The organism is Streptomyces javensis, from assembly GCF_039525925.1.
GTDB lineage: Bacteria > Actinomycetota > Actinomycetes > Streptomycetales > Streptomycetaceae > Streptomyces > Streptomyces asiaticus.
In genome coordinates this window covers 1-23,538 of record NZ_BAAAIF010000072.1, presented here as the reverse complement: position 1 = coordinate 23,538, position 23,538 = coordinate 1, and the positions used below count along the sequence as shown (strand labels likewise).

The 23,538-nt window shown below is 70.3% G+C and carries 18 protein-coding genes and 1 pseudogene; 10 read left to right on the top strand and 9 right to left on the bottom strand.

All coding sequences use genetic code 11. From position 1 onward, the window contains the following. Positions 1-99: 99 nt before the first annotated feature. A complete protein-coding gene (locus ABD329_RS39330; protein WP_344317653.1) occupies positions 100-315 on the bottom strand; it encodes a hypothetical protein in 216 nt (71 codons plus the stop codon). A 594-nt stretch (positions 316-909) separates the two neighbouring features. Here ABD329_RS39330 and ABD329_RS39325 point away from each other — a divergent pair. The 8 genes from ABD329_RS39325 to ABD329_RS39290 all read left to right on the top strand — a co-directional run bounded on the left by ABD329_RS39325 (position 910) and on the right by ABD329_RS39290 (position 11,335). Further along, entirely contained in the window at positions 910-4,728 is a 3,819-nt protein-coding gene (locus ABD329_RS39325; protein WP_344317635.1) for a sensor histidine kinase, read from the top strand. Positions 4,729-4,737: 9 nt separating this feature from the next. Then, complete coding sequence (locus ABD329_RS39320) at positions 4,738-5,151, top strand: roadblock/LC7 domain-containing protein (RefSeq protein ID WP_020868201.1); 414 nt, start codon at positions 4,738-4,740, stop codon at positions 5,149-5,151. A gap of 106 nt (positions 5,152-5,257) precedes the next feature. Then, entirely contained in the window at positions 5,258-5,668 is a 411-nt protein-coding gene (locus tag ABD329_RS39315) for a DUF742 domain-containing protein (protein ID WP_014055140.1), read from the top strand. Next, positions 5,649-6,233, top strand: coding sequence for a GTP-binding protein (locus ABD329_RS39310; RefSeq protein ID WP_078559056.1), 585 nt, complete (start codon positions 5,649-5,651; stop codon positions 6,231-6,233). Before ABD329_RS39315 ends, ABD329_RS39310 begins: the two co-directional genes overlap by 20 nt. A gap of 335 nt (positions 6,234-6,568) precedes the next feature. Further along, entirely contained in the window at positions 6,569-9,607 is a 3,039-nt protein-coding gene (locus tag ABD329_RS39305; RefSeq protein WP_198278920.1) for a sensor histidine kinase, read from the top strand. A 10-nt stretch (positions 9,608-9,617) separates the two neighbouring features. Then, the gene (locus tag ABD329_RS39300) at positions 9,618-10,031 is read left to right on the top strand and encodes a roadblock/LC7 domain-containing protein (protein ID WP_020868201.1); all 414 of its coding nucleotides are present in this window, start codon (positions 9,618-9,620) and stop codon (positions 10,029-10,031) included. Positions 10,032-10,113: 82 nt separating this feature from the next. After that, on the top strand, positions 10,114-10,776 hold the full coding sequence (locus tag ABD329_RS39295) for a DUF742 domain-containing protein (RefSeq protein ID WP_086879637.1): 663 nt from the start codon (positions 10,114-10,116) through the stop codon (positions 10,774-10,776). Beyond that, complete coding sequence (locus tag ABD329_RS39290) at positions 10,757-11,335, top strand: GTP-binding protein (protein WP_075200410.1); 579 nt, start codon at positions 10,757-10,759, stop codon at positions 11,333-11,335. The genes ABD329_RS39295 and ABD329_RS39290 overlap by 20 nt, the downstream gene beginning before the upstream one ends. A gap of 130 nt (positions 11,336-11,465) precedes the next feature. Here the strand turns inward: ABD329_RS39290 and ABD329_RS39285 are convergent, their stop codons facing one another. The 5 genes from ABD329_RS39285 to ABD329_RS39265 form a co-directional block, all read right to left on the bottom strand. Continuing rightward, positions 11,466-11,705: an acyl-CoA carboxylase subunit epsilon gene (locus ABD329_RS39285; protein WP_344317633.1), complete on the bottom strand. Its 240-nt coding sequence runs from the start codon at positions 11,703-11,705 to the stop codon at positions 11,466-11,468. 55 nt (positions 11,706-11,760) lie between these two features. Beyond that, positions 11,761-13,344, bottom strand: coding sequence for an acyl-CoA carboxylase subunit beta (locus ABD329_RS39280; protein ID WP_198278919.1), 1,584 nt, complete (start codon positions 13,342-13,344; stop codon positions 11,761-11,763). A 330-nt stretch (positions 13,345-13,674) separates the two neighbouring features. Then, on the bottom strand, positions 13,675-15,273 hold the full coding sequence (gene cimA, locus ABD329_RS39275) for a citramalate synthase (RefSeq protein ID WP_198278918.1): 1,599 nt from the start codon (positions 15,271-15,273) through the stop codon (positions 13,675-13,677). Positions 15,274-15,596: 323 nt separating this feature from the next. After that, complete coding sequence (locus ABD329_RS39270; RefSeq protein ID WP_344317631.1) at positions 15,597-16,682, bottom strand: branched-chain amino acid aminotransferase; 1,086 nt, start codon at positions 16,680-16,682, stop codon at positions 15,597-15,599. Positions 16,683-16,882: 200 nt separating this feature from the next. Then, positions 16,883-17,926 carry a 3-isopropylmalate dehydrogenase gene (locus ABD329_RS39265; RefSeq protein WP_198280457.1) on the bottom strand — a complete coding sequence of 348 codons (1,044 nt, stop codon included), beginning with the start codon at positions 17,924-17,926 and terminating at the stop codon, positions 16,883-16,885. Between the two features lie 128 nt (positions 17,927-18,054). Between ABD329_RS39265 and ABD329_RS39260 the strand changes: the two genes are divergently transcribed. Then, positions 18,055-19,638 carry a purple acid phosphatase family protein gene (locus ABD329_RS39260; RefSeq protein WP_344317630.1) on the top strand — a complete coding sequence of 528 codons (1,584 nt, stop codon included), beginning with the start codon at positions 18,055-18,057 and terminating at the stop codon, positions 19,636-19,638. Here the strand turns inward: ABD329_RS39260 and ABD329_RS39255 are convergent. From ABD329_RS39255 to ABD329_RS39245, 3 genes are all read right to left on the bottom strand, one after another. Further along, positions 19,632-19,754: a hypothetical protein gene (locus tag ABD329_RS39255; RefSeq protein WP_020868213.1), complete on the bottom strand. Its 123-nt coding sequence runs from the start codon at positions 19,752-19,754 to the stop codon at positions 19,632-19,634. The genes ABD329_RS39260 and ABD329_RS39255 overlap by 7 nt on opposite strands. A 524-nt stretch (positions 19,755-20,278) precedes the next feature. Next, positions 20,279-21,910 (bottom strand): L-glutamate gamma-semialdehyde dehydrogenase, encoded by a 1,632-nt coding sequence (gene pruA, locus ABD329_RS39250; protein WP_198280459.1) that lies wholly within the window; start codon positions 21,908-21,910, stop codon positions 20,279-20,281. A gap of 69 nt (positions 21,911-21,979) precedes the next feature. Next, a complete protein-coding gene (locus ABD329_RS39245) occupies positions 21,980-22,906 on the bottom strand; it encodes a proline dehydrogenase family protein (protein ID WP_198280460.1) in 927 nt (308 codons plus the stop codon). Between the two features lie 164 nt (positions 22,907-23,070). Here ABD329_RS39245 and ABD329_RS39240 point away from each other — a divergent pair. Continuing rightward, positions 23,071-23,538, top strand: a pseudogene (locus ABD329_RS39240) (PucR family transcriptional regulator); the annotation flags it as partial.

The following is a 23,538-nucleotide window of genomic DNA, read 5'->3' as shown; positions in this document are numbered from 1 at the left end:
TGAACTCGCTGGAGACTGACGCTCCAGGCTATCGCTCCGCATCCCGCGCGCCGCCGTCCCGCCTGCCGCCGGTGGTGGCGCCCACCACGGGCCCGGGGGTCAGTTGCCCGGGGTCTCGGTCAGCACGGTGCGCTTGGGGTTCGCGGTCCGGTTGGGCAGATCGACGCGGTGCTCCGGCTGCTCCTCGGGCGCGCCGGTGTTCTCGACCTCCTCGGCGATGTCCTTGGCGTCCTTGAGCTCTTGGACGTCCTTGACATGGGCCAGGGTGGTGCGCCGCGGGTTGGCTATGGAGCGGAACATCATCGTCGTCTTCACTGGGGTGTACGCCTCGCTCTTGTCGTTCGTTCCGGCTGTGTAAAGCGTCAGGCTAGAGGCGGCCTTGCCCATCGATTCGCAGGAAAAGTCGCAGCCAGCATGTGATATTGCTCACGAACGATCAGGCAAATGCGACATAGAAGACAGTTGCCTAATCACGCTAAACGGACATCGCATACCCGAACCCGACGTTCCGCTCTTGATCATCGCTAGCCGGACACTCGATTGCGACATTCGATTCGTCCCCGAAAGTCCGTTATCGCTGACATGACTTTCTACGTCCCGTAATAAAGTCCGCACTGAGCGTCACGCGCATCACAGCCTTATCCATTGCCCTTGTTGCAGCATCCGGCACTGTGCTGGAATTCCCGGGACCGCCGCGGGAATCACCGGCGCGCACGGGGGCGCAACGTGAGAGGCGCCGAGCGGCGGGGGGCTCCTCTTGTCGACACGAAAGGATGCGCGCCGGTCACTCACGACCGACAGGGGGGATCGCGGTCCCCCACGACTCGACACCGCTCCGCCGCTCAAGCCGGTGGGGCGCCTGGTCCAGAGGTTGCGACGCTAGTGCAGGGACGTTTCAAGAGGGATGGTATGGGGGCTCCCCAGGCCCACCAGGGCCGAGGGGAAGCTTCGGCGGACCCGGAGCCGCGCGGCGCGACCGACCGCGGCTCCTCGCCCCAGCGCGCCCAGGGCGGCAACGGCAGGACGCTGAGCGATCAGGGCCCCGAGGCCGGTGCGCAGAGCGCTACCCGGGTCAGCGTGCCGAGCGGCGGTGGCGGCGGAGATGCCGCGGAGCCGCCGGCCAAGGCGAAGCCCTCCGGCCCCACCGGGCCCGGCAATCGCATGGCCCTGCGCAACTGGCGCATCAGTACCCGACTGGTCTCCCTGCTCGCGCTCCCGGTGGTCGCCGCGACCACGCTGGGGGCGCTGCGCATCGAGGGCTCGCTGGACAACATCCAGCAGCTGGACCAGATGAAGCTGCTCACCGAGATGACGCAGCAGGCCACCCAGCTGGCCAGCGCGCTCCAGGAGGAGCGCGACAAGTCGGCGGGTCCGCTGGCGGGCAAGGGCAACGACAAGGACGACCGGGTCGTCTCCACCCGCGAGGAAACCAACCGCGCCATTGCGGCCTTCCGCGAGGAGACCCACAAGATCGACCCCGGCGACCAGTCGCTGGCCGGTGTCCAGTCCACGCTCGTCAACATCGACCGTCAGCTCGGCAAGATCAACGAGGTCCGCGACAACGCGTACGACAACAGCGAGTACTACTCGCTGACCGTCCAGGACTACAACGAGCTGATCAACTCGTTGCTGTCGCTCTCCCAGGACATGGCGCAGGCGACCAGCAACCGCGCGATGATCAACAACACCCGCGCGCTCGCCACCTTCTCCTCCGCGAAGGAGTACGCGTCCATCCAGCGCGCGCTCATCAGCGCCGCTCTCGCCGACCCCAAGGGCGCCGACTTCTCCGCCAACGACCGCCGCTTCGCCAGGACCGCGGTGGACAAGGAGAACGAGGCGCTCGGCCGCTTCAAGCAGATCCGCCAGGGCAACTCCGAGGACCTGCTCGAACCGCTGGACAGCCGCCCCGACATCAAGGCGGCGACCATGTACGCCGACCGCGCGGTGCGCGACCCCGAGGGGCTCAAGGCGGAGAAGCGGACCGATCTTGACTGGTACGACCAGGACAGTATCAAGATCGAAGAGATGGGCAAGATCGAGGAGACGCTGCTCAGCGAGATGCAGCAGAAGGCTCGTGAGCTCCGTGACTCCGCCCAGCAGGACGCGATACTCAACGGTGCGCTGATCCTGCTGGTCCTCGGCGTCTCCCTGATCGGCGCCTTTGTCGTCGCCCGCTCCATGGTCCGCTCGCTGCGCCGTCTCCAGGACACCGCGCAGGAGGTCTCCCAGAAGCGGTTGCCCGAACTGGTCAAGCAGCTCTCGGAGTCCGATCCGCAGGATGTGGACACCTCCGTCGAGTCCGTCGGTGTGCACAGCCGGGACGAGATCGGAAAGGTGGCCGCGGCCTTCGACGACGTGCACCGCGAGGCGGTCCGGCTCGCCGCCGAGCAGGCGCTGCTGCGGGGCAACGTCAACGCGATGTTCACCAACCTCTCGCGCCGCAGCCAGGGCCTCATCCAGCGCCAGCTCTCGCTCATCTCCGAGCTGGAGAGCCGCGAGGCCGACCCGGACCAGCTCTCCTCGCTGTTCAAGCTGGACCACCTCGCCACCCGTATGCGCCGTAACGGCGAGAACCTCCTGGTCCTCGCGGGCGAGGAGCCGGGCCGCCGGTGGACCCGCCCGGTGCCGCTGGTGGACGTGCTCCGCGCGGCCGCCTCCGAGGTGGAGCAGTACGAGCGCATCGAGCTCAGCTCGGTCCCGGCCACCGAGGTCGCCGGCCGGGTCGTCAACGACCTCGTCCACCTGCTCGCCGAGCTGCTGGAGAACGCCACCTCCTTCTCCTCGCCGCAGACCAAGGTCAAGGTCACCGGTCACGCACTGCCCGACGGGCGGGTGCTGGTCGAGATCCACGACACCGGTATCGGGCTCTCGCCCGAGGACCTGGCGGCGATCAACGAGCGGCTGGCCTCCCCGCCCACGGTCGATGTGTCGGTCTCCCGGCGCATGGGTCTGTTCGTGGTCGGCCGCCTCTCGCTGCGCCACGGCATCCGCATCCAGCTCCGGCCGTCCGACTCGGGCGGTACGACGGCGCTGGTCATGCTGCCGGTCGATGTCGCCCAGGGCGGCCGGAAGCCGGCCCCGCAGGCCGCCGGCGGCCAGGGCGGACCGGGCGCCGGCAACGGCGGCGCCCAGGGCGGCGGCGGCAGCGGACTGCCGACCCGGCCGGTCGGCGCGGGTGCGGGCCCCTCGGGCGGCGCCCCGTCCGGCTCCACCAACTTCTTCGAGGGCGGCCGGCCTCCCGGTCCCCGGACCAACGCCCCCTCGAGCCCCGGCGGTCAGCAGGGCGGCCCCGGTGGTCAGGGCGGCCCCGGCGCCCCCTCCGGCCGTCCCCCGCTTCCGACCCGCGGCGAGAACCCGACCGTCGCCCCGCCGACCGGCGCCCCGGCCCGGGCCGACGGGGGCGACCAGGGCGGCCGCCCGGAGCTGCCCACCCGCGGCCCCGCGCCCGAGCTTCCGGCCCCCACGCAGCCCGGCACCAGCTGGGGCGCGCGCCGCGCGTCCGGCGAGGACGACTGGCCGGGCACTCCGCGCGACGCCGGGGACACCCCGCGCGGGCACGAGGAGTACGAGCCCACCGGCCAGTTCGCCCGTCCGGAGCCCGGCGGTCCGCCGGAGCGGCGCGATCCGTTCGGCAACCGCGGCCCCGGCGACACCGGCGAGCTGCCGCAGCTGACCGACGGCCCCAGCATGTTCGAGCCGCGCCGCGCGCCCAGCGGGCCGCAGGCCGGGCAGGGGCTGTCCGACACCGGCCAGTTCAGCCGCCCCGACTACGGCCGCGGCCCGGGCGACACCGGCGAGTACGCCCGTCCGGAGCTCGGCCAGGGCCCGGGTGACACCGGTGAGTACGCCCAGCCCCGGTTCGAGGACGCCGCCCCGCGCGGCGGCCGCGGCCCCGGCGACACCGGCGAGTTCCCCCGCCCGAACATGGGCGGCCCCGGCGACACCGGCGAGTACGCCCGCCCGAACATGGGCGGCCCCGGCGACACCGGCGAGTACGCCCGCCCGAACATGGGCGGCCCCGGCGACACCGGCGAGTTCCCGCGTCCGGACATGAGCGGCACCGGCGAGTACGCGCTGCCCCAGGACTCCATGGGCGAGCCCGACCGGCGCACGAACGACCCGCTGCCGCCCGCCGGTCCCGGCGACGGCCGTACCCCGATCTTCGACACCATCGAGTCGACCTGGCACCACCCCCAGGTCGCGGACCCCGGCAACTCGGGCCCGCGGGACGGGGGCCGGTCGTTCCCGTCCGCGCCCTCCGCGCCCGAGCCCACCCCCGGTCGGCCCGCCTCGGCCGTACCGCCCCCCTCGCCCCGCGAGCCGCAGCCGGCGTCCCAGGGCATGGGGGACTTCGCCGGATCGGGCGCCTCGGCGGGCCCGGGCGGCGCCGGTCTGAACGGTCGGAGCACGGGTTCCCACTGGCGTACGTCGCCCCACAACGACGAACGCTGGCGCCGCGCCGAGCAGATCCGCGAACCCGCGGCCGGCGGTATCACGTCGTCCGGGTTGCCACGGCGGGTGCCGCGCGCAAACCTCGTGGAGGGCGCCGCACACCAGCAGCCGCAGCAGCCCGAACGGACTGGGCCGCAGGTGTCTCGCGCGCCCGATGATGTACGCGGAAGGCTGACCAACCTCCGCCGTGGGATCCAGCAGGGTCGCCGGGCCGGTACCGGACTCGACGACAACCATGATCGCGGCATTGGCCCGACTTACCAGCAGGAGCGTTAGTTGAGCCCGATGAGCCAGGCGGCGCAGAATCTGAACTGGTTGATCACGAACTTCGTGGACAACACCCCCGGGGTGTCCCACACGGTGGTGGTCTCCGCCGACGGACTCCTTCTGGCGATGTCCGAAGGCTTCCCCCGTGACCGAGCCGATCAACTGGCGGCGGTGGCCTCCGGCCTGACCTCGCTCACCTCCGGAGCCTCCCGCATCTTCGAAGGCGGCGTGGTCAACCAGACCGTCGTCGAAATGGAACGAGGCTTCCTCTTCATCATGTCGATCTCCGACGGATCCTCCCTCGCCGTGCTCGCCCACCCCGAGTGCGACATCGGCCTCGTCGGCTACGAGATGGCCCTGCTGGTCGATCGCGCGGGCAACGTCCTCACCCCGGACCTGCGCGCCGAACTCCAGGGCAGCCTGTTGAACTGATCCAACGACCATCCGAAGCCCGCCCGCCCGGCCACCTGGCCGGGCGGCCCCCCACCGGCACCGACCGACGGCACCACCGTCACCTTGTTGTCCGACCGGAGGATCCATGACCCCGCCCCCCGCCTCGCCCGGCCCGTACGGCGGCCATCACCAATCGCCGTACGGGGGTGAAGGCGACCAGCCGTTGGTGCGCCCCTACGCCATGACCGGTGGCCGGACCCGGCCCCGCTACCAGCTCGCCATCGAGGCGCTGGTCAGCACGACGGCCGACCCCGTGCATCTACAGGGGCTCCTTCCCGAGCACCAGCGGATCTGCCACCTGTGCCAGGAGGTCAAGTCGGTCGCCGAGGTCTCGGCGCTGCTGAACATCCCCCTGGGCGTGGCACGCATCCTGGTGGCGGACCTGGCGGAAGCCGGCATGGTGGCGATCCACCAGCCCGGGGGCGGTTCGGAAGCGGGCGGTACTCCGGATGTGACACTGCTCGAAAGGGTGCTCAGTGGACTTCGCAAGCTCTAGCGGCGCTCCCCCCGCCCGCGCGACCACCTCGGCGAAGATCGTGGTGGCGGGCGGCTTCGGCGTGGGCAAGACCACGTTCGTCGGCGCGGTCTCGGAGATCAACCCGCTGCGCACCGAAGCCGTGATGACGTCGGCCTCGGCGGGGATCGACGATCTGAGCCACGTCCAGGACAAGACCACGACGACCGTGGCGATGGACTTCGGCCGCATCACGCTCGACGACGACCTGATCCTGTACCTGTTCGGCACGCCCGGCCAGGACCGCTTCTGGTTCATGTGGGACGACCTGGTCCGCGGCGCCATCGGCGCCGTGGTCCTGGTGGACACCCGCCGGCTGGCCGACTGCTTCCCCGCCGTCGACTACTTCGAGAACTCCGGACTGCCCTTCGTCATCGCCCTCAACGGCTTCGACGGCCAGCAGCCCTACAACCCCGAAGAGGTCCGCGAGGCGCTCCAGATCGGTCCGGACACTCCCATCATCACCACCGACGCGCGCCATCGCAGCGAGGCGAAGAGCGCGCTCATCACGCTGGTCGAGCATGCGCTGATGGCCCGACTCAAGTAGGGGCCGCTGTCCGGAAGTTGTCGGGAAACCGGCGTAGGGCGGGCTGTGTCGAACGACACGGCCCGCTCGTCATTCATAACGTTTCGACAGAGATATGCACCGGCTGTCGATACAGAGCGCGATCACGCAGCTCCGGTGCGCACTCAAATAGTTCGGTATTCGACATATCTCAGCCGTAACGCCCGTTTTTTCTCTGGTCCAGACAACCCACTGAGCGCTTTGCGCACTGTTTGGAAAGCACCCGCGCGGCGTGCTGGAATTCGCTGAACTGGGCAGTCAGGGCTCAGCTGGGAACGGCACGAATCAGGTGCCGATGCCGAGAGGTTGTTGGTCGAGTGAGGCGAAGCAAGCCGGACCCCGCGCAAGAGGCGCGAGGGAACTTCACCCCGCCGCCGCGTACAGGTACAGCGGCGTCGCCCGCCGAGGCAGCGGGGCCACCCGCACCCAGTGGTGGCCGGATCTCCCCTCGGAACTGGCGGGTGCGCGGCCGGCTGTACGCGATCCTGCTCATCCCCGTGCTCGTCGCCCTGGTCTTCGGTGGCTTCCAGGTCGCCTCATCCGTCTCCACCTGGAACGAGGCGCGGGACGCCGAGCGCACCGCCCAGGTCGTCCGGGCCGCCACCACCTATGCCCACGCCCTGGTCAACGAGCGCGACCTGACCGCGGGCCCGCTGCTCAGCGGCACCAACGAAGCCACGGTGACCAGGGCCCGGGCCGCCAGCGACGCGGCGAAGAAGGATTTCGACAAGGCCGTCGCCGACATGCCGCAGACGCCGACCCTGAAACGCCGCCTCAAAGCGTTCAGAGCCGCCGAACCGCAGCTGGCCGCCCTGCGCCGGAACGCCTACACCGACCGCCTGAACGGGGTGAAGACCGAAGAGGGCTATGTGGGCGTCGAGCACGGGCTGATCGAGTTCGCCAATGAACTGGGCCTGGGCACCGGCAATATCACGTCATACGGCCGTACCGTCTACGCGGTATCCCTGGCCAAGGGAGCGGAGTCGCTCCAGCGCTCCATCGGCACCCATCTGCTGGTGAAGCCCGGCCCGTCCGCGACCGACCGCAAGACCCAGCTCACCGCCTTCACCTCGTACGTCTACCTCGAGGGCATCGCGCTCGGGGAGTTCGAGGCGGCCGGCACCCCGCAGGACGTGACCCGGCTCGAGGACACCCTCAGGGCGGCCGAGAAGCGTGCGCAGACGCAAATCGCCGAGGCGAAGCGGAAGGCCGAGGCGGACGGAAAGAAGTTCGTGGCGCCGCCCGGCATGGACAAGATGCTCAAGGCCGTGGGCAGCGGTGCGAGCCCCTCCGCGCTGGCCGCCCAGGGAGTCACCCCGGACTCCTGGTTCAACGCCTCCACGATCAAGTTCAACGCCTACCGGGACGTCGAGCAGACCCTGGTGAACAAGGCCGTGGACGAGGCCGCGCAGATCTCGTCGGACGCCCGGCGCGATGCGATCGTGAACGGTGCGATCGTGGTGCTGGCGCTCCTAGCCGCCTTCTTCGTGGCCGCCCGGATGGCCCGCTCGATGAGCCATTCGATGCGGCAACTGCGCAACGCCGCCTTCGACGTCGCCGAGAAGCGGCTGCCCGCGGTGGTCGACCAGCTCTCCCGCACCGACCCCGGACGGGTGGACACCCGGGTCAGCTCGATACCGATCAACACCCGGGACGAGATCGGCGAGGTGGCCCGCGCCTTCGACCAGGTGCACCGCGAGGCGATCCGGCTCGCGGCCGAGCAGGCGATGCTGCGCGGCGGCGTCAACGCGATCTTCACCAACCTTTCCAGTCGCAACCAGGGGCTGATCGAGCGGCAGCTGACCCTGATCTCCGAACTGGAGAGCCGGGAGGCCGATCCGGACCAGCTGGAACACCTCTTCCGGCTGGACCACCTGGCCACCCGTATGCGGCGCAACGGCGAGAACCTCCTGATCCTCGCGGGCGAGGAGCCCGGCCGGCGCTGGAACCAGCCGGTACCGCTGATCGACGTGTTGCGGGCCGCCTCCTCGGAGGTGGAGTCCTATGAGCGGATCGAGCTGGCCGGGATCTCCGAGAGCGAGATCCACGGCACCGCGGTGACCGACCTGGTGCACCTCCTGGCCGAGCTGCTGGAGAACGCCACCACCTTCTCCTCCCCGCACACCAAGGTGCGGGTCACCTCGACCCGGCTGCCCGACGGCCGGGTGGTGGTGGAGATCCACGACAAGGGCATCGGCCTGACCGCCGAGGACTTCGCCGACATCAACCACAAGCTGGCCAATCCGCCGACGGTGGACGCCTCGGTGTCCCAGCGCATGGGCCTGTTCGTGGTCGGCCGCCTCGCCGACCGGCACGGCATCCGGGTCCAGCTGCGCCCCTCCGGGGAGCTGGCGGGCACCACCTCGCTGGTGATGCTGCCCGAGGCGATCACCCACGGCGGTGGCGGCGAGGAGCTGCCCCAGGACGACTTCACGGTCTCCCGGATCGTTCCCGAGCCGCGGCCCGCGCCCGCCTACGAGGACGCGAGCGAGCTGTCCTCGCGCACCGCCGCCGAGCTGGGCTTCGACGACTCCGCCTACGCCCGGGACCAGGGACAGAACCAGTTCCAGGGCCAGTACAGCGGAATGGGGGCCACCCCGCCCGAGCAGGATCCGCGCCATGAGCAGGCCGCTTCCGATCCGTTGGCGCAGTCCGGCTACCAGAATTCCGCCTTTACGCAACCGGAAGCGGATTACACAACTCAAACGGAATCCGAACAGCAGCCGTACATCGGCTACAACTCACCCTCTCAGCAGGGAGAGTGGGGCGATTCCGGATCTTTCGAGATGCCCTTCGCGTCGCAGTTCGGGACCGAAGCGGAATCAGGACCCGGCGCTCCCGAAGTTTCTCGGGACCGCGTAGAGTTCCACCGTCCGGGCCCTTCCCCGAGCGGAATCCACTCGTTGACCGACGCCGGCCTTCCGCGTCGTGACAAGCAGTGGCAGCCGTCCGAGGAGACAGGGGCACAGGGGACGGTCGGGGATCCGGCGGCGCCCGCGGCGCCGCAGCGGCCCCAGCAGGCTCCCCAGCAGCAGGAGGACGGTGCCCCGTGGCAGTCGGAGAACGACCAGCGCTGGCACCGTGCCGAGCGGCTGCGCGAGCCGACGGCCGGCGGGGTCACATCGTCCGGCCTGCCCCGCCGGGTGCCCAAGGCCAATCTGGTCGAGGGCGCCGCGGAGCCGACCGGACAGGGCGGCCCCCAGGTCTCCCGCGCCCCGGAGGACGTCCGCGGCAGGCTGAGCAACCTGCGCCGCGGCGTCCAGCGGGGACGCGACGCGAGGTCCGGGACCCCCGGGCGTGACCAGCATGACCAACAGGGCTTCGGCCCCGGCAGCACCTACGATCAGGAGCGTTAGTGTGAGCCCGATGAGCCAGGCGGCGCAGAACCTGAACTGGTTGATCACGAACTTCGTGGACAACACCCCCGGGGTGTCCCACACGGTGGTGGTCTCCGCCGACGGACTCCTTCTGGCGATGTCCGAAGGCTTCCCCCGTGACCGAGCCGATCAACTGGCGGCGGTGGCCTCCGGCCTGACCTCGCTCACCTCCGGAGCCTCCCGCATCTTCGAAGGCGGCGTGGTCAACCAGACCGTCGTCGAAATGGAACGAGGCTTCCTCTTCATCATGTCGATCTCCGACGGATCCTCCCTCGCCGTGCTCGCCCACCCCGAGTGCGACATCGGCCTCGTCGGCTACGAGATGGCCCTGCTGGTCGATCGCGCGGGCAACGTCCTCACCCCGGATCTCCGCGCGGAATTGCAGGGCAGTCTTCTCAACTAGCAAACATGGAGTGCGTTTCGCGCCACCGCGCCATAGGGTGCGGTGGCGCGACCGGCAAGACAGGCGAGTTGGAGGAGGACACGTGGCAACGCCCCCTAGCGGATATCCCTACGCCCACGGGCAGCCGTCCGAGCCGCGCGGAGAGGGCCCGGTGAAGCGCTACAACTTCCCCTCCGCACCCAGCCGCCAGGCCCGCTCCCCACAGCAGCCGGAGCCCCAGCGGGAGCAGCAGCCCCCGCGGCGGCAGCCGCAGCGGCCCCAGCAACAGCCGTACACGCCCTCCTACGCGCCTCCCGGGCCGTCGGAGGGGTCCTGGTACGACGCGCCGCCCGCGCCGCGTATCGAGCCCGTACAGCCGCCTGAGCGCCCCGCCCCGGAACCTTCCTCCCCCGCGGGCGGCACCCATAACCCTCTGGTGCGCCCGTACGCCATGACAGGGGGCCGGACCCGGCCCCGGTACCAGCTCGCCATCGAGGCGCTGGTGCACACCACGGCCGACCCCGCTCAGCTCCAGGGCCAACTGCCCGAGCACCAGCGGATCTGCCACCTGTGCCGCGAGATCAAGTCGGTCGCCGAGATCTCCGCACTGCTCACCATTCCTCTCGGCGTAGCCCGCATCCTCGTAGCCGACCTGGCCGAGGCGGGGCTCGTCGCGATCCATCAGCCCGGCGGCGACGAGTCCGCCGGCGGTCAGCCTGACGTGACACTGCTCGAAAGGGTGCTCAGTGGACTTCGCAAGCTCTAGCGGTGCAGCCCGCTCCACCACCTCCGCGAAAATCGTGGTGGCGGGCGGCTTCGGCGTGGGCAAGACCACGTTCGTCGGCGCGGTCTCGGAGATCAACCCGCTGCGCACCGAAGCCGTGATGACCTCCGCCTCGGCGGGGATCGACGATCTCACCCACGCGCCGGACAAGACCACCACCACGGTGGCCATGGACTTCGGCCGCATCACCCTGGACCAGGACCTGATCCTGTACCTGTTCGGCACGCCCGGCCAGGACCGCTTCTGGTTCATGTGGGACGACCTGGTCCGCGGCGCCATCGGCGCGGTCGTCCTGGTGGACACCCGCCGCCTCGCCGACTGCTTCCCGGCGGTCGACTACTTCGAGAACTCCGGGCTGCCGTTCGTCATCGCCCTCAACGGCTTCGACGGGCACCAGCCCTACAACCCCGAAGAGGTCCGCGAGGCCCTTCAGATCGGCCCGGACGCGCCGATCATCACCACCGACGCCCGCCACCGCAGCGAGGCCAAGAGCGCGCTGATCACCCTGGTCGAGCACGCGCTGATGGCCCGGCTGCGCTAGCCGAGGCCGACGGCGGAAGCCAAAATCCCCTGCTCTCCGAAGGAGAACAGGGGATTTGTGCGTTTCGCGGGGCTTCCCGGGCGTCCGGGCGGTGTGCGGCCGCCCGCGACCCGGCGGCGCCGGTGGGCGCTCAGCCCTGCCAGCTGTGCGGCGCGCTGAACGCCGGGCGGCGCTCCAGCCGGCGCCAGCGGGCGGCGCTGCGGCTCGGGCGGGTGGAGCCGGCGGTCCGGTGGGTGCCGGCAGCCGCGCGGGCGAGCAGCACCGCGGTGACCGCGGCCAGCTCCTCGGCGTCGGCGTGGCCCTTCTCGACCCGGACCAGGGTGGCCGCCGCCGCGGCGGCGGGCTCGGCGATGTCGCTGGGTGTGCTCACGGTTTTCTCTTCTCCCTTGTCGCGCGGGTCCCGCGCGAGGTCATGAACGTGAGGGTTACTGCGGCGGGTTGCCGTGCTTGCGGGACGGCAGGTCGGCGTGCTTGTCGCGCAGCATCGCCAGGGACCGGATGAGGACCTCACGGGTCTCGGTCGGGTCGATCACATCGTCGACCAGCCCCCGCTCGGCCGCGTAGTACGGGTGCATCAGCTCGGACTTGTACTCCTTGACCATGCGGGCGCGCATGGCCTCGGGGTCGTCGGCTCCGGCGATCTGACGGCGGAAGATCACGTTGGCGGCGCCCTCGGCACCCATCACCGCGATCTCGTTGGTCGGCCAGGCGTAGGTCAGGTCGGCCCCGATGGACTGGGAGTCCATCACGATGTACGCACCGCCGTACGCCTTGCGCAGGATGACGGAGATCCGCGGCACGGTGGCGTTGCAGTACGCGTACAGCATCTTGGCGCCGTGCCGGATGATCCCGCCGTGCTCCTGGTCCACACCGGGCAGGAAGCCGGGCACGTCGAGGAAGGTGACCAGCGGGATGTTGAAGGCGTCGCACATCTGGATGAAGCGCGCGGACTTCTCCGAGGCCTCGATGTCCAGCACCCCGGCCAGCGACTGCGGCTGGTTGGCGATGATGCCGACCACCTGGCCGTCGAGCCGGGTCAGCGCGCAGATGATGTTGGTCGCCCAGCGCTCGTGGACCTCGAGGTACTCACCGTCGTCGACGATCTCCTCGATGACCTTGCGCATGTCGTACGGCCGGTTGCCGTCGGCCGGGACGAGGTCCAGCAGCGAGTCGCCGCGCCGGGAGGCCGGGTCGTCGGACTCGACGGTCGGCGGGTTCTCGCGGTTGTTCTGCGGCAGCAGCGACAGGAGGTAGCGGACCTCCTCGAGGCAGGTCTCCTCGTCGTCGTAGGCGAAGTGGCACACGCCCGAGGTCTCGGCGTGCACATCCGCGCCGCCCAGTCCGTTCTGGCTGACCTTCTCGCCCGTCACCGCCTGGACCACATCGGGTCCGGTGATGAACATCTGCGAGGTCTCCCGGACCATGAAGACGAAATCCGTCAGCGCCGGGGAGTACGCCGCGCCGCCCGCGCACGGGCCGAGCATCACGCTGATCTGGGGGATGACACCGGACGCCTTGGTGTTCCGCTGGAAGATGCCGCCGTAACCGGCGAGCGCCGAGACGCCCTCCTGGATACGGGCACCGGCGCCGTCGTTGAGGGACACCAGCGGCGCCCCGGCCGAGATGGCCATGTCCATGATCTTGTGGATCTTGGTCGCGTGGGCTTCCCCCAGCGCCCCGCCGAAGATCCTGAAGTCGTGTGCGTAGACGAACACCGTCCGTCCGTGGACGGTCCCCCAGCCGGTGACGACACCGTCGGTGTAAGGCTTCTTGGCCTCAAGACCGAACCCGGTCGCACGATGCCGCCGCAGCGGCTCCACCTCGTTGAAGGACCCCTCGTCAAGCAGCAGTTCGATCCGCTCGCGAGCAGTCAGCTTCCCCTTGGCCTTCTGAGCCTCGGTCGCCCGCTCGCTCGGGCCGCGCCGAGCCTGCTCGCGAATCGCGTGCAGCTCGGCGACGCGCCCGCGAACGTCACTCGCCTCAGCAGGCGCACCTTCGAGATTGGTCATGCAATGACGGTACGTTCCCGGACCCCCGGAAACGCATGTCAATTCCCTACAACGTCAGGGGCGTTTTGGTGGGCAGGCGGAACAGAACTGGACAGCGGCTTTCCCACTACCTGGTGTCCTAAAGGACTATCGCCCCTGTCGGCACCTCACAAACCTCCAGGCCGTGACCGTGCGAGGGGCGGGCGCGACCACCCGGATGGGCGCCGTCCGCCGGAGCGGCCATGCGGCCGGATCGGGCAACGGAGCACGTCGGCAGCGCTCCGCTCCCCGCACCCTACTCCGGCGGTCGCCGGAGCCGCACCATCCGCATCTCCCGCCGCCCGGCCGGTGTCACTCCTGGGGGTCGACTCCGGCCCGCAGCAGCCCGTAGGCGTAGGCGTCGTCGAGGGCCTGCCAGGACGCGGCGATCACGTTCTCCCCGACACCCACGGTCGACCACTCCCCCTGGCCGTCCGCGGTGGAGACCAGCACCCGGGTCGTGGACTCGGTGCCGTGCTTGCCTTCCAGGATGCGGACCTTGTAGTCCACCAGCTCCATCGTGGCCAGCTGCGGATAGATCCGCTCAAGACCCACCCGCAGCGCCCGGTCCAGCGCGTTGACCGGACCGTTGCCCTCCGCCGTGGCGACGATGCGCTCGCCCTTGGCCCACAGCTTCACGGTGGCCTCGTTGGCGTGAGTGCCGTCCGGGCGGTCCTCGACGATCGCCCGCCAGGACTCGACCCGGAAGAAGCGGCGGGGACGGCCCTCGACCTCCTGGCGCAGCAGCAGCTCGAAGGAGGCGTCGGCGGCCTCGTAGGTGTAGCCCGCGAGCTCCCGCTCCTTGACCCGCTCCACGATCCGGCCCACCAGCGCCCGGTCGCCGCCGAGGTCGATCCCCAGTTCCTTGCCCTTGAGCTCGATCGACGCCCGTCCGGCCATGTCGGAGACGAGCATCCGCATGGTGTTGCCGACCCGCTCGGGGTCGATGTGCTGGTACAGATCCGGATCGACCTTGATCGCGGAGGCGTGGAGTCCGGCCTTGTGGGCGAAGGCGGAAACACCCACATAGGGCTGGTGAGTGGACGGCGTCAGATTGACGACCTCGGCGATCGCGTGCGAGATCCGGGTCATCTCCTCCAGGGCGCCCTCCGGCAGCACCCGACGGCCGTACTTGAGCTCCAGGGCCGCGACGACGGGGAAGAGGTTGGCGTTGCCCACCCGCTCGCCGTAGCCGTTGGCCGTGCACTGGACGTGGGTGGCGCCCGCGTCCACGGCGGCGAGGGTGTTGGCGACCGCGCAGCCGGTGTCGTCCTGGGCGTGGATGCCCAGCCGCGCCCCGGTGTCGGCCAGCACGGTGCGGACCACCGCGTCGATCTGGCCGGGGAGCATGCCGCCGTTGGTGTCGCAGAGGATCACCACCTCGGCGCCCGCCTCGTGGGCGGCGGAGACGACCTGCTTGGCGTAGCCGGCGTTGGCCCGGTAGCCGTCGAAGAAGTGCTCGCAGTCGAGGAAGACCCGGCGGCCCTGGGAGCGCAGATAGGCGACGGTCTCGCGGACCATCGCGAGGTTCTCCTCGAGCGTGGTGCGCAGGGCCAGCTCCACATGGCGGTCGTGGGACTTCGCCACCAGGGTGATCACCGGCGCCCCGGACTCCAGCAACGCCTTGACCTGGGCGTCGTCCTCGGCACGCACCCCCGCCTTGCGGGTGGCGCCGAACGCCACCAGCTGGGCGTGTTTGAAGTCGATCTCGGCGCGGGCCCGGGTGAAGAACTCCGTGTCGCGCGGGTTGGCGCCGGGCCAGCCGCCCTCGATGAAGCCCACGCCGAAGTCGTCCAGGTGACGGGCGATGGTCAGCTTGTCCGCGACCGTGAGGTTGATGCCCTCGCGCTGCGCTCCGTCGCGCAGGGTGGTGTCGAAGACGTGAAAGCCGTCGTCGGGCAGATCCTTCATGGTTGGTCTGGCTCCTGTCGGATGGATCTCGGTCTACCGGAATATCCGGTTCCGCGCCCTCCTATGATCCCTCACGCTTCGCGTCCGGCGGGATGGTCCGGAAAACGAAAAGACCCCTCGCGGGTGCGAGAGGTCTGCGCGCGGGTCTGGGGCACGATGGCCGCCCTGTACCGGGTCGTACGGGCGGTCACTGCGGACCGGCGCGCCTGCTGCCAATAATCATGACGAACGAGGGCACGGAGGCAGTGTGGCACATTCCGCCCCCGCACTCTCATCCGTCTCAGGATGCGAACCCCCGGCGTCAACGAGGTGACGCCCCAGGGTCAGCCCAGGGGGTGCATCCAGCCATGCGGGTCCGGGGCGGCACCGGTCTGGATGTCCAGCAGCGCCCTGCGCAGCCGCATGGTCACCTCACCCGGCTCACCGTCGGCCACCGTCCAGCTCGCCCGGGCGGACTTGACCGAGCCGACCGGGGTGATCACGGCCGCCGTACCGCAGGCGAAGACCTCGGTGAGGGTCCCGTCGGCGTTGCCCTCCCGCCAGTCGTCGACGGAGATCCGGCCCTCGGTGACCTCGTAGCCGAGGTCGGCGGCGATCTCCAGCAGCGAGGCGCGGGTGATCCCCGGCAGCAGCGAACCGGACAGCTCGGGGGTCACGATGCGGTTCCCGTACACGAAGTACAGGTTCATCCCGCCCATCTCCTCGATCCAGCGGCGCTCGATCGCGTCCAGCCAGACCACCTGGTCACAGCCCTGCTCGGCGGCCTGTGCCTGGGCGACCAGGGAGGCCGCGTAGTTGCCGCCGGTCTTGGCCGCGCCGGTGCCGCCGGGCACCGCGCGGACGTACTCCTCCGAGAGCCAGACCGAGACCGGCCGCACACCGCCGGGGAAGTAGGCCCCGGCCGGGGAGGCGATCACCACGAAGAGGAACTCGTTCGCGGGCCGGACACCGAGCCCGACCTCGGTGGCGAACATGAAGGGCCGCAGGTACAGGGACTGCTCCCCGTGCCCCGGCACCCACGCCTTGTCCTGGGTGACCAGCGCGTCACACGCCGCGATGAAGGTCTCGACGGGGAGCTCCGGCATGCCCATGCGACGCGCGGACGTCTGGAACCGCTCGGCGTTCTGGTCGGGGCGGAACGTGGCCACGGTGCCGTCGGGCCGGCGGAACGCCTTGAGCCCCTCGAAGATCGTCTGGGCGTAGTGCAGCGTCATGTTCGCCGGGTCGAGCGAGAGCGGGGCGTACGGCACGAGCTGGGCCTCGTGCCAGCCACGGCCCTCCGTCCACTTGACCGTCACCATGTGATCGGTGAAGTGGCGGCCGAATCCGGGGTTGGCCAGGATCTTCTCCCGCTCGGCGGCGGGCAGGGGGTGGGAGGAGGGCTTGAGCTCGATCGTGGGCGTCGTCATGGCAGGTAGTCCTTCACTTCGGTTGTGGCGGACCGCGCTCTCACCATCCTGCCCGCAAGCGGTACTAGGACGTCCAAGCTCTTCTTCACACGGCGGCCCCACCGGGGATTATCTCCTAGGTGGGGCCGGGGAAGGAACGTGGTGAAACGCGCGGCCCAAGGTCGATGGTCGCACCCAGCCGCGCGCTGGCACAGGCTGGGTCAGCCGGATACTCGGGCGGCGAGCGCGTCGCCGATCTCGTCGGTGGTGCGCGGCGCGGCCGTGCCCCGCTCGGCGAGGTCCGAAGCGACGGCGGTCTCGATACGGGCCGCCTCGTCCCCGTAGCCGAGGTGCGACAGCAGCAGGGCCACCGACAGCACGGTCGCCGTCGGGTCGGCCTTGCCGGTGCCCGCGATGTCCGGCGCGGAGCCGTGGACCGGCTCGAACATCGACGGGAAGGCGCCGGAGGGGTTGATGTTGCCGCTCGCGGCGAGTCCGATACCGCCGGTGACGGCGGCGGCGAGGTCGGTGAGGATGTCACCGAAGAGGTTGTCGGTGACGATCACGTCGAACCGCTCCGGCTGGGTGACGAAGAAGATCGTCGCGGCGTCGACGTGCAGATAGTCGGTGGTGACCTCGGGGTACTCCTGGCCGACCCGGTCGAAGATGTTCTTCCACAGGTGGCCGGCGTGCACCAAAACGTTGTTCTTGTGCACGAGGGTCAGCTTCTTGCGCGGCCGGGCGTTGGCGCGCTCGTAGGCGTCCCGCACCACGCGCTCGACCCCGTGGGCGGTGTTCAGGCTGACCTCGGTGGCGACCTCGTCCGGGGTACCGGTACGCATCGAGCCGCCGTTGCCCACGTACGGGCCTTCGGTGCCCTCGCGGACGACCACGAAGTCGATGTCGGGGCGGCCGGCCAGCGGGGTCGGGGTGTTCGGGAAGAGCTTCGACGGACGCAGGTTGACGTAGTGGTCGAAGGCGAAGCGCAGCTTGAGCAGCAGTCCGCGCTCGAGCACGCCCGAGGGCACCGACGGGTCGCCGATGGCGCCGAGCAGGATCGCGTCGTGGTCCTTCAGCGACTCCAGGTCGGCGTCCGGCAGGGTGTCGCCGGTGGCATGCCAGCGCTGGGCGCCGAGGTCGTAACTCCGGGTCTCCAGCTTCACGTCCTGTGGAAGGGCGGCGGAGAGGACCTTCAGGCCCTGGGCCACGACTTCCTGGCCGATACCGTCACCGGGGATCACTGCGAGGCGAATGCTGCGAGACATACCCGGACCCTACCGCTCGTCCCATGGATTGACATAGGCGTTCCACCATTCGGACGGCCGCCCAGCGGCAATCACCCGTTCACCCCCTGTACGGTGCGCCGTTGACCGCTCGGGGGACATTCCGGTCCATGGACACACCACGGTTCGGCGTACCGGAGCGGCTCGCCCAGCGGATGACCATGGCGGAGCAGCACGAGTATCTGCGGGCCCGGCTCTCCCGCCGCCGGGTGCTGCGCCGGGGCGCCGCCACGGCGGGCACGGTCGCGGGCGCGGGGGTGCTGGGCGGCGCGGCGTGCGCCGCCGACACCAAGCCGGCGCCGGCCGCGGGCCCGGGGACGGGGACCGCCACGGTGAACGGCGCGCTGGTCGCCCCCTTCGGCCGCCATCTGGCCTTCGGCGCCGACCCGCGGACGCAGATGCGGATCTCCTGGCAGGTGCCGTTCGCGGTGCGCAAGCCGTATGTGCGGATCGGCACCAGCCCGCTGGAGCTCACCCGCAAGGTCGAGGCCGAGGTGCGCCATCTGCACACCCCGTCGCTGAGCGACCGGCTGCCCGCGGTCGACCAGTTCTATCTGCACGCCGCCGTGGACGGCCTGCGCCCCGGGGCCACCTACTACTACGGCGTCGGGCACGCGGACCGCGATCCGGCCGAGCCGCGTCACTTCGCGTCCGTGGGCACCTTCCGCACCGCGCCGGACCGGCCCGGGACGTTCGTCTTCACCGCCTTCGGCGACCAGGGGGTGAGCTATGACGCGCTCGCCAACGACCAGTTGATCCTTGGCCAGAATCCGTCGTTCCATCTGCACGCCGGGGATCTGTGCTACGCGGACACCACCGGCCACGGGAAGAAGACCGACCTCTATGACGCCCGGGTCTGGGACTCCTTCCTCGCCCAGACCGACTCGGTCGCGGCGAGCGTGCCGTGGATGGTGACGACCGGGAACCACGACATGGAGGCGTGGTACTCCCCCGACGGCTACGGCGGCCAGCTGGCCCGCTGGTCGCTGCCCGGGAACGGCCCGGACCCGCGCAAGGCGCCCGGCGTCTATACGTTCGTCTACGGGAACGTGGGCGTGGTCGCCCTGGACGCCAATGACGTGTCGTACGAGATGCCGGCCAACAAGGGGTACACGGACGGGGCGCAGACGCGCTGGCTGGACCGCGAGCTGGAGCGGCTGCGCGAGCGGCCCGGCATCGACTTCCTGGTGGTCTTCTTCCACCACTGCGCCTACTCCACCACCAGCGCCCACGCCTCGGACGGCGGGGTGCGCGACGCGTGGGTGCCGCTGTTCGACAAGCACCAGGTGGACCTGGTCATCAACGGCCACAACCACGTCTACGAGCGGACCGACGCCCTCCGGGGCGGCAAGGTCGCCCGCCGCGTCCCGGTGGCGGGGAGCGCCGACGCGGTGCGCGACGGGATCGTCTACGTGACGGCGGGCGGGGCGGGCGCGAAGCTCTACGAGTTCCCGGTGCCCGACAGCTACGAGGGGCACGTCAAGGACCTCGACGAGGTGAAGACCTACCACTGGACCAGGGACGGCGAGAAGAACCGGGACAGCGCGGACTGGTCCCGGGTCCGCTACACCGGCTTCTCGTTCCTCGCGGTGGAGGTCGAGCCGGGCCCCCGCCCCAGGCTCACGGTCACGGCCCTGGCGGAGTCGGGCGAGCGGGTCGACCGCTTCGAGGTCACCCGGCCCCGGCGTCAGTGACCGGTGGCGCCGCCGTTGTCCCGGCGGTCGAGGGCGCGCTGAAGCGCGGCGGCCGCCTTCTTGCGGTCGGTGTTGTCGGTCTTGCGGCGGATCCTGCGGACAGTCGTCTCGGCCATGATCACATCTCCTCTGCTGAACCCCGGTGACGCCCGGGAGGAAGGAAAGCTCCCCGAGAAGGTGGCTGCCGGAAGGGGCGGGGGCCTGGGTGCGGCAGGGGTCACCTGCGCGATGTGCACCGGCCGCGGCCGCCATCGCTGGATGCAGCGAGACGTTCGGCTTCCACAAAAGTAAGGCAGCGGAGCGTCAGTGTCTGCACAATTAGTCGGACGTCCTACTATCTGAGACGAGAACAGGGTGACATCGGCCACTGACCCAGGGTGATCATCTATCGGCGTCACGCCGATGATCGAGGCCGACCCCCGTCCGACCTCGACCAACGGCGGCCGATCGCAAGTCCGTGGGCGTTCCCGCGCCTGGTTACCCACGTAAACTGCGGTAAATAGTGCCTACTTGACTGGTTGACGCTAGCACCGCCGCGTATCGGGCGTCCACAGATTTCCCCCGACACGCCCCCGGACAGCACCGCGCCCCCGGACCACTTCAGTGCGGTCCGGGGGCGCGGGTCGCCGGGGCTCGAGGGTCAGCCCATGTGCGGGTAGCGGTAGTCGGTCGGCGGGACCAGGGTCTCCTTGATGGAGCGGGTGGAGGTCCAGCGCATCAGGTTCTGCTTGGCGCCCGCCTTGTCGTTGGTCCCGGACGCGCGGCCGCCGCCGAAGGGCTGCTGGCCGACGACGGCACCGGTCGGCTTGTCGTTGATGTAGAAGTTGCCGGCCGCGAAGCGCAGCGCCTCACAGGCGGCGGCCGCCGCCGCGCGGTCCTGGGCGATGACGGCGCCGGTCAGCCCGTACGGGGCGGCCGACTCCATCTGCCGCAGCATCGCGTCGTACTCCTCGTCCTCGTAGACGTGCACCCCGAGGATCGGCCCGAAGTACTCGTCCTTGAAGATCTCGTTCTCCGGGTCGGTGGAGACCAGCACGGTCGGGCGGACGAACCAGCCCTCGCTGTCGTCGTAGGAGCCGCCCGCGACGACCTCGACCGTGGGGTCGGACTTCGCCCGGTCGATCGCCGCCTTGTTCTTGGCGAAGGCGCGCTCGTCGATGACCGCGCCCATGAAGTTGTCGAGGTCGGCCACATCGCCCATGGTCAGTCCGTTGACCTCGGTGGCGAACTCCTCCTTGAGGCCGTTCTCCCACAGGGAGCGCGGCACATAGGCGCGGGAGGCCGCGGAGCACTTCTGGCCCTGGAACTCGAAGGCGCCGCGGGTCATCGCCGTCTTCAGCACCGCCGGGTCGGCGGAGGGGTGGGCGACGATGAAGTCCTTGCCGCCGGTCTCGCCGACCAGCCGCGGATAGGTCTTGTAGTTCTCGATGTTGTTGCCGACCGTCTTCCACAGGTACTGGAAGGTCCGGGTCGAACCGGTGAAGTGGATGCCCGCGAGGTCCGGGTGGGCCAGCGCCACCTCGGAGACCTCCTTGCCGTCGCCGGTGACCAGGTTGATCACGCCCTTGGGCAGCCCGGCCTCCTCCAGCAGCTCCATCAGCAGCACGGCGGCGTGCGTCTGGGTCGGCGACGGCTTCCAGACGACCACATTGCCCATCAGGGCGGGGGCGGTCGGGAGGTTGCCCGCGATGGCGGAGAAGTTGAAGGGGGTGATCGCGTAGACGAACCCCTCCAGCGGCCGGTGGTCGGTGCGGTTCCAAACCCCGGGCGAGTTGGTCACCGGCTGCTCGGCCAGGATCTGGCGGGCGAAGTGGACGTTGAACCGCCAGAAGTCGATCAGCTCACAGGGGGTGTCGATCTCCGCCTGCTGCGCGGTCTTCGACTGGCCCAGCATGGTGGACGCGGCGAGCGTCTCCCGCCACGGGCCGGAGAGCAGATCGGCGGCCTTGAGGATGACCGCGGCGCGGTCGTCGAAGCTGAGCGCGCGCCACCCCGGGGCCGCGGCCAGGGCGGCGTCGATCGCGTCCTGCGCGTCCCGCTGGGTGGCGTTGCCGTAGGTGCCCAGGCGGGCGGAGTGCTTATGCGGCTGGACGACGTCGAAGCGCTCCCCCGCCCCCATCCGCTTCTGGCCGCCGATGGTCATCGGCAGATCGATGGGGTTCTCGCCGAGCTCCTTGAGCTTGGTCTCGAGGCGGGCGCGCTCCGGGGTGCCGGGGGCGTAGGTGTGCACCGGCTCGTTCACCGGCACGGGGACCTGGGTGACGGCGTCCATGATGACGGTTGTCTCCTTCGATCGTCGGGGGCGTCGGGGGTGGTACGAGATCTGCGATCCCGGGAGCGGTCAGCGGCGGCCGACCAGCGAGCGCAGGAAGAATGTGAGGTTGGCGGGACGCTCCGCGAGGCGGCGCATGAAGTACCCATACCAGTCTGTGCCATACGGCACGTAAACCCGCATACGGTGACCTTCCGCCACCAGCCGCTCCTGCTCGGCCACGCGGATCCCGTACAGCATCTGGAACTCGTACTCGTCCAGCTTGCGCCCGAGGCGGTGCGCCAGGTCCTGGGCGATGGCGACCATGCGCGGATCGTGCGAGCCGATCATGGGGTAGCCGTCACCGGCCATCAGGATCTTCAGACAGCGCACATACGCGCGGTCCACCTCGCGCTTGTCCTGGTGGGCGACGCTCGCCGGCTCGTTGTACGCGCCCTTCACCAGCCGCACCCGGGAGCCTTCCCCGGCCAGCGCCCGGCAGTCGTCCTCGGTCCGGAAGAGATAGGACTGGAGGACCGCGCCGGTCTGCGGGAAGCGACCCCGCAGCTCGCCGAGGACGGCGAGGGTGGAGTCCACCGTGGTGTGGTCCTCCATGTCGAGGGTGACCGTCGTGCCCGCCGCCGCGGCGGCCTCCACGACCGGGGTCACATTGGCCAGCGCCAGATCGTGGCCCCCGGGCAGCGCCTGGCCGAAGGCGGAGAGCTTCACGGACATCTCCGCGCGCCCGGCGAGCCCCTCGGCGGCCAGCGCCTCGGTCAGCGCCAGATAGGCGTCACGGCTGCGCAGCGCCTCGGACCGGTCGGTCACGTCCTCGCCCAGATGGTCCAGGGTGACGTCCAGGCCGCGGGCGGTCAGCGACCGCACCGCCCCCAGGGACTCGGCCAGCCGTTCCCCGGCGACGAAGCGGTCCACCATGGGGCGGGTGACCGGCGCGGCCGAGACGATACGGCGGATGGCGGCACTGCGCGAAGCGGCGAGCAGCACGGGTCCCAGCACGGGGCACCTCCACGATGACGGCCGATGAACGGCAACGGCAACTCACCGTGAAACTTAAGGATGGCGCGGATTCCGGACCATCGACAGCTGTCACGCATCCGTGGCCGGGATCTCAGACATCTGTATGAGAATGTGAGGGGCGAAAGCGGGAAGAGGCGGGACCCATGCGCGACGACTACCAGCAGCTGGTGGACGAGATCACGGCGGTGCTCCGGGCACCCGCGACCCTGGAGAACCGCGACTTCGCGCTGATCGCCTTCGGCGCCCAGGAGAGTGAGGACAGCGATGACACCGCGGAGCCCGCGCTGGATCCGGTGCGCACCCGCTCGATCCTCCAGCGCCGCTCGACGGCGGCGGTGCGGGCCTGGTTCGAGGCGTTCGGGATCGCCCGGGCGCAGGCGCCGCTGCGGATCCCGCCCGACCCGGCGGCCGGGGTGTTCATGGGCCGCATCTGTCTGCCCGTCCGGCACCGCGGGGTGGTGCACGGCTATGTCTGGCTGCTGGACGACGGCCATCTCGCCGATCTGGAGCTGGGCGGCCCGGCGGGCGCGCGGGACCCCCGGCTGGCCCGCGCGATGGAGACCGCGGACCGCATCGGGGCGCTGCTGGCGGCCGTGGCGCGGGCCGGGGAG

Coding starts and splice junctions, on each gene's coding strand:
- ABD329_RS39325 (WP_344317635.1), top strand. CDS start 910: ATGGGGGCTCCCCAGGCCCACCAGGGCCGAGGGGAAGCTTCGGCGGAC.
- ABD329_RS39320 (WP_020868201.1), top strand. CDS start 4,738: ATGAGCCAGGCGGCGCAGAATCTGAACTGGTTGATCACGAACTTCGTG.
- ABD329_RS39315 (WP_014055140.1), top strand. CDS start 5,258: ATGACCCCGCCCCCCGCCTCGCCCGGCCCGTACGGCGGCCATCACCAA.
- ABD329_RS39300 (WP_020868201.1), top strand. CDS start 9,618: ATGAGCCAGGCGGCGCAGAACCTGAACTGGTTGATCACGAACTTCGTG.
- ABD329_RS39280 (WP_198278919.1), bottom strand. CDS start 13,344: ATGACCAATCTCGAAGGTGCGCCTGCTGAGGCGAGTGACGTTCGCGGG.
- cimA (WP_198278918.1), bottom strand. CDS start 15,273: ATGAAGGATCTGCCCGACGACGGCTTTCACGTCTTCGACACCACCCTG.
- ABD329_RS39270 (WP_344317631.1), bottom strand. CDS start 16,682: ATGACGACGCCCACGATCGAGCTCAAGCCCTCCTCCCACCCCCTGCCC.
- ABD329_RS39265 (WP_198280457.1), bottom strand. CDS start 17,926: ATGTCTCGCAGCATTCGCCTCGCAGTGATCCCCGGTGACGGTATCGGC.
- ABD329_RS39260 (WP_344317630.1), top strand. CDS start 18,055: ATGGACACACCACGGTTCGGCGTACCGGAGCGGCTCGCCCAGCGGATG.
- ABD329_RS39255 (WP_020868213.1), bottom strand. CDS start 19,754: ATGGCCGAGACGACTGTCCGCAGGATCCGCCGCAAGACCGACAACACC.
- pruA (WP_198280459.1), bottom strand. CDS start 21,910: ATGGACGCCGTCACCCAGGTCCCCGTGCCGGTGAACGAGCCGGTGCAC.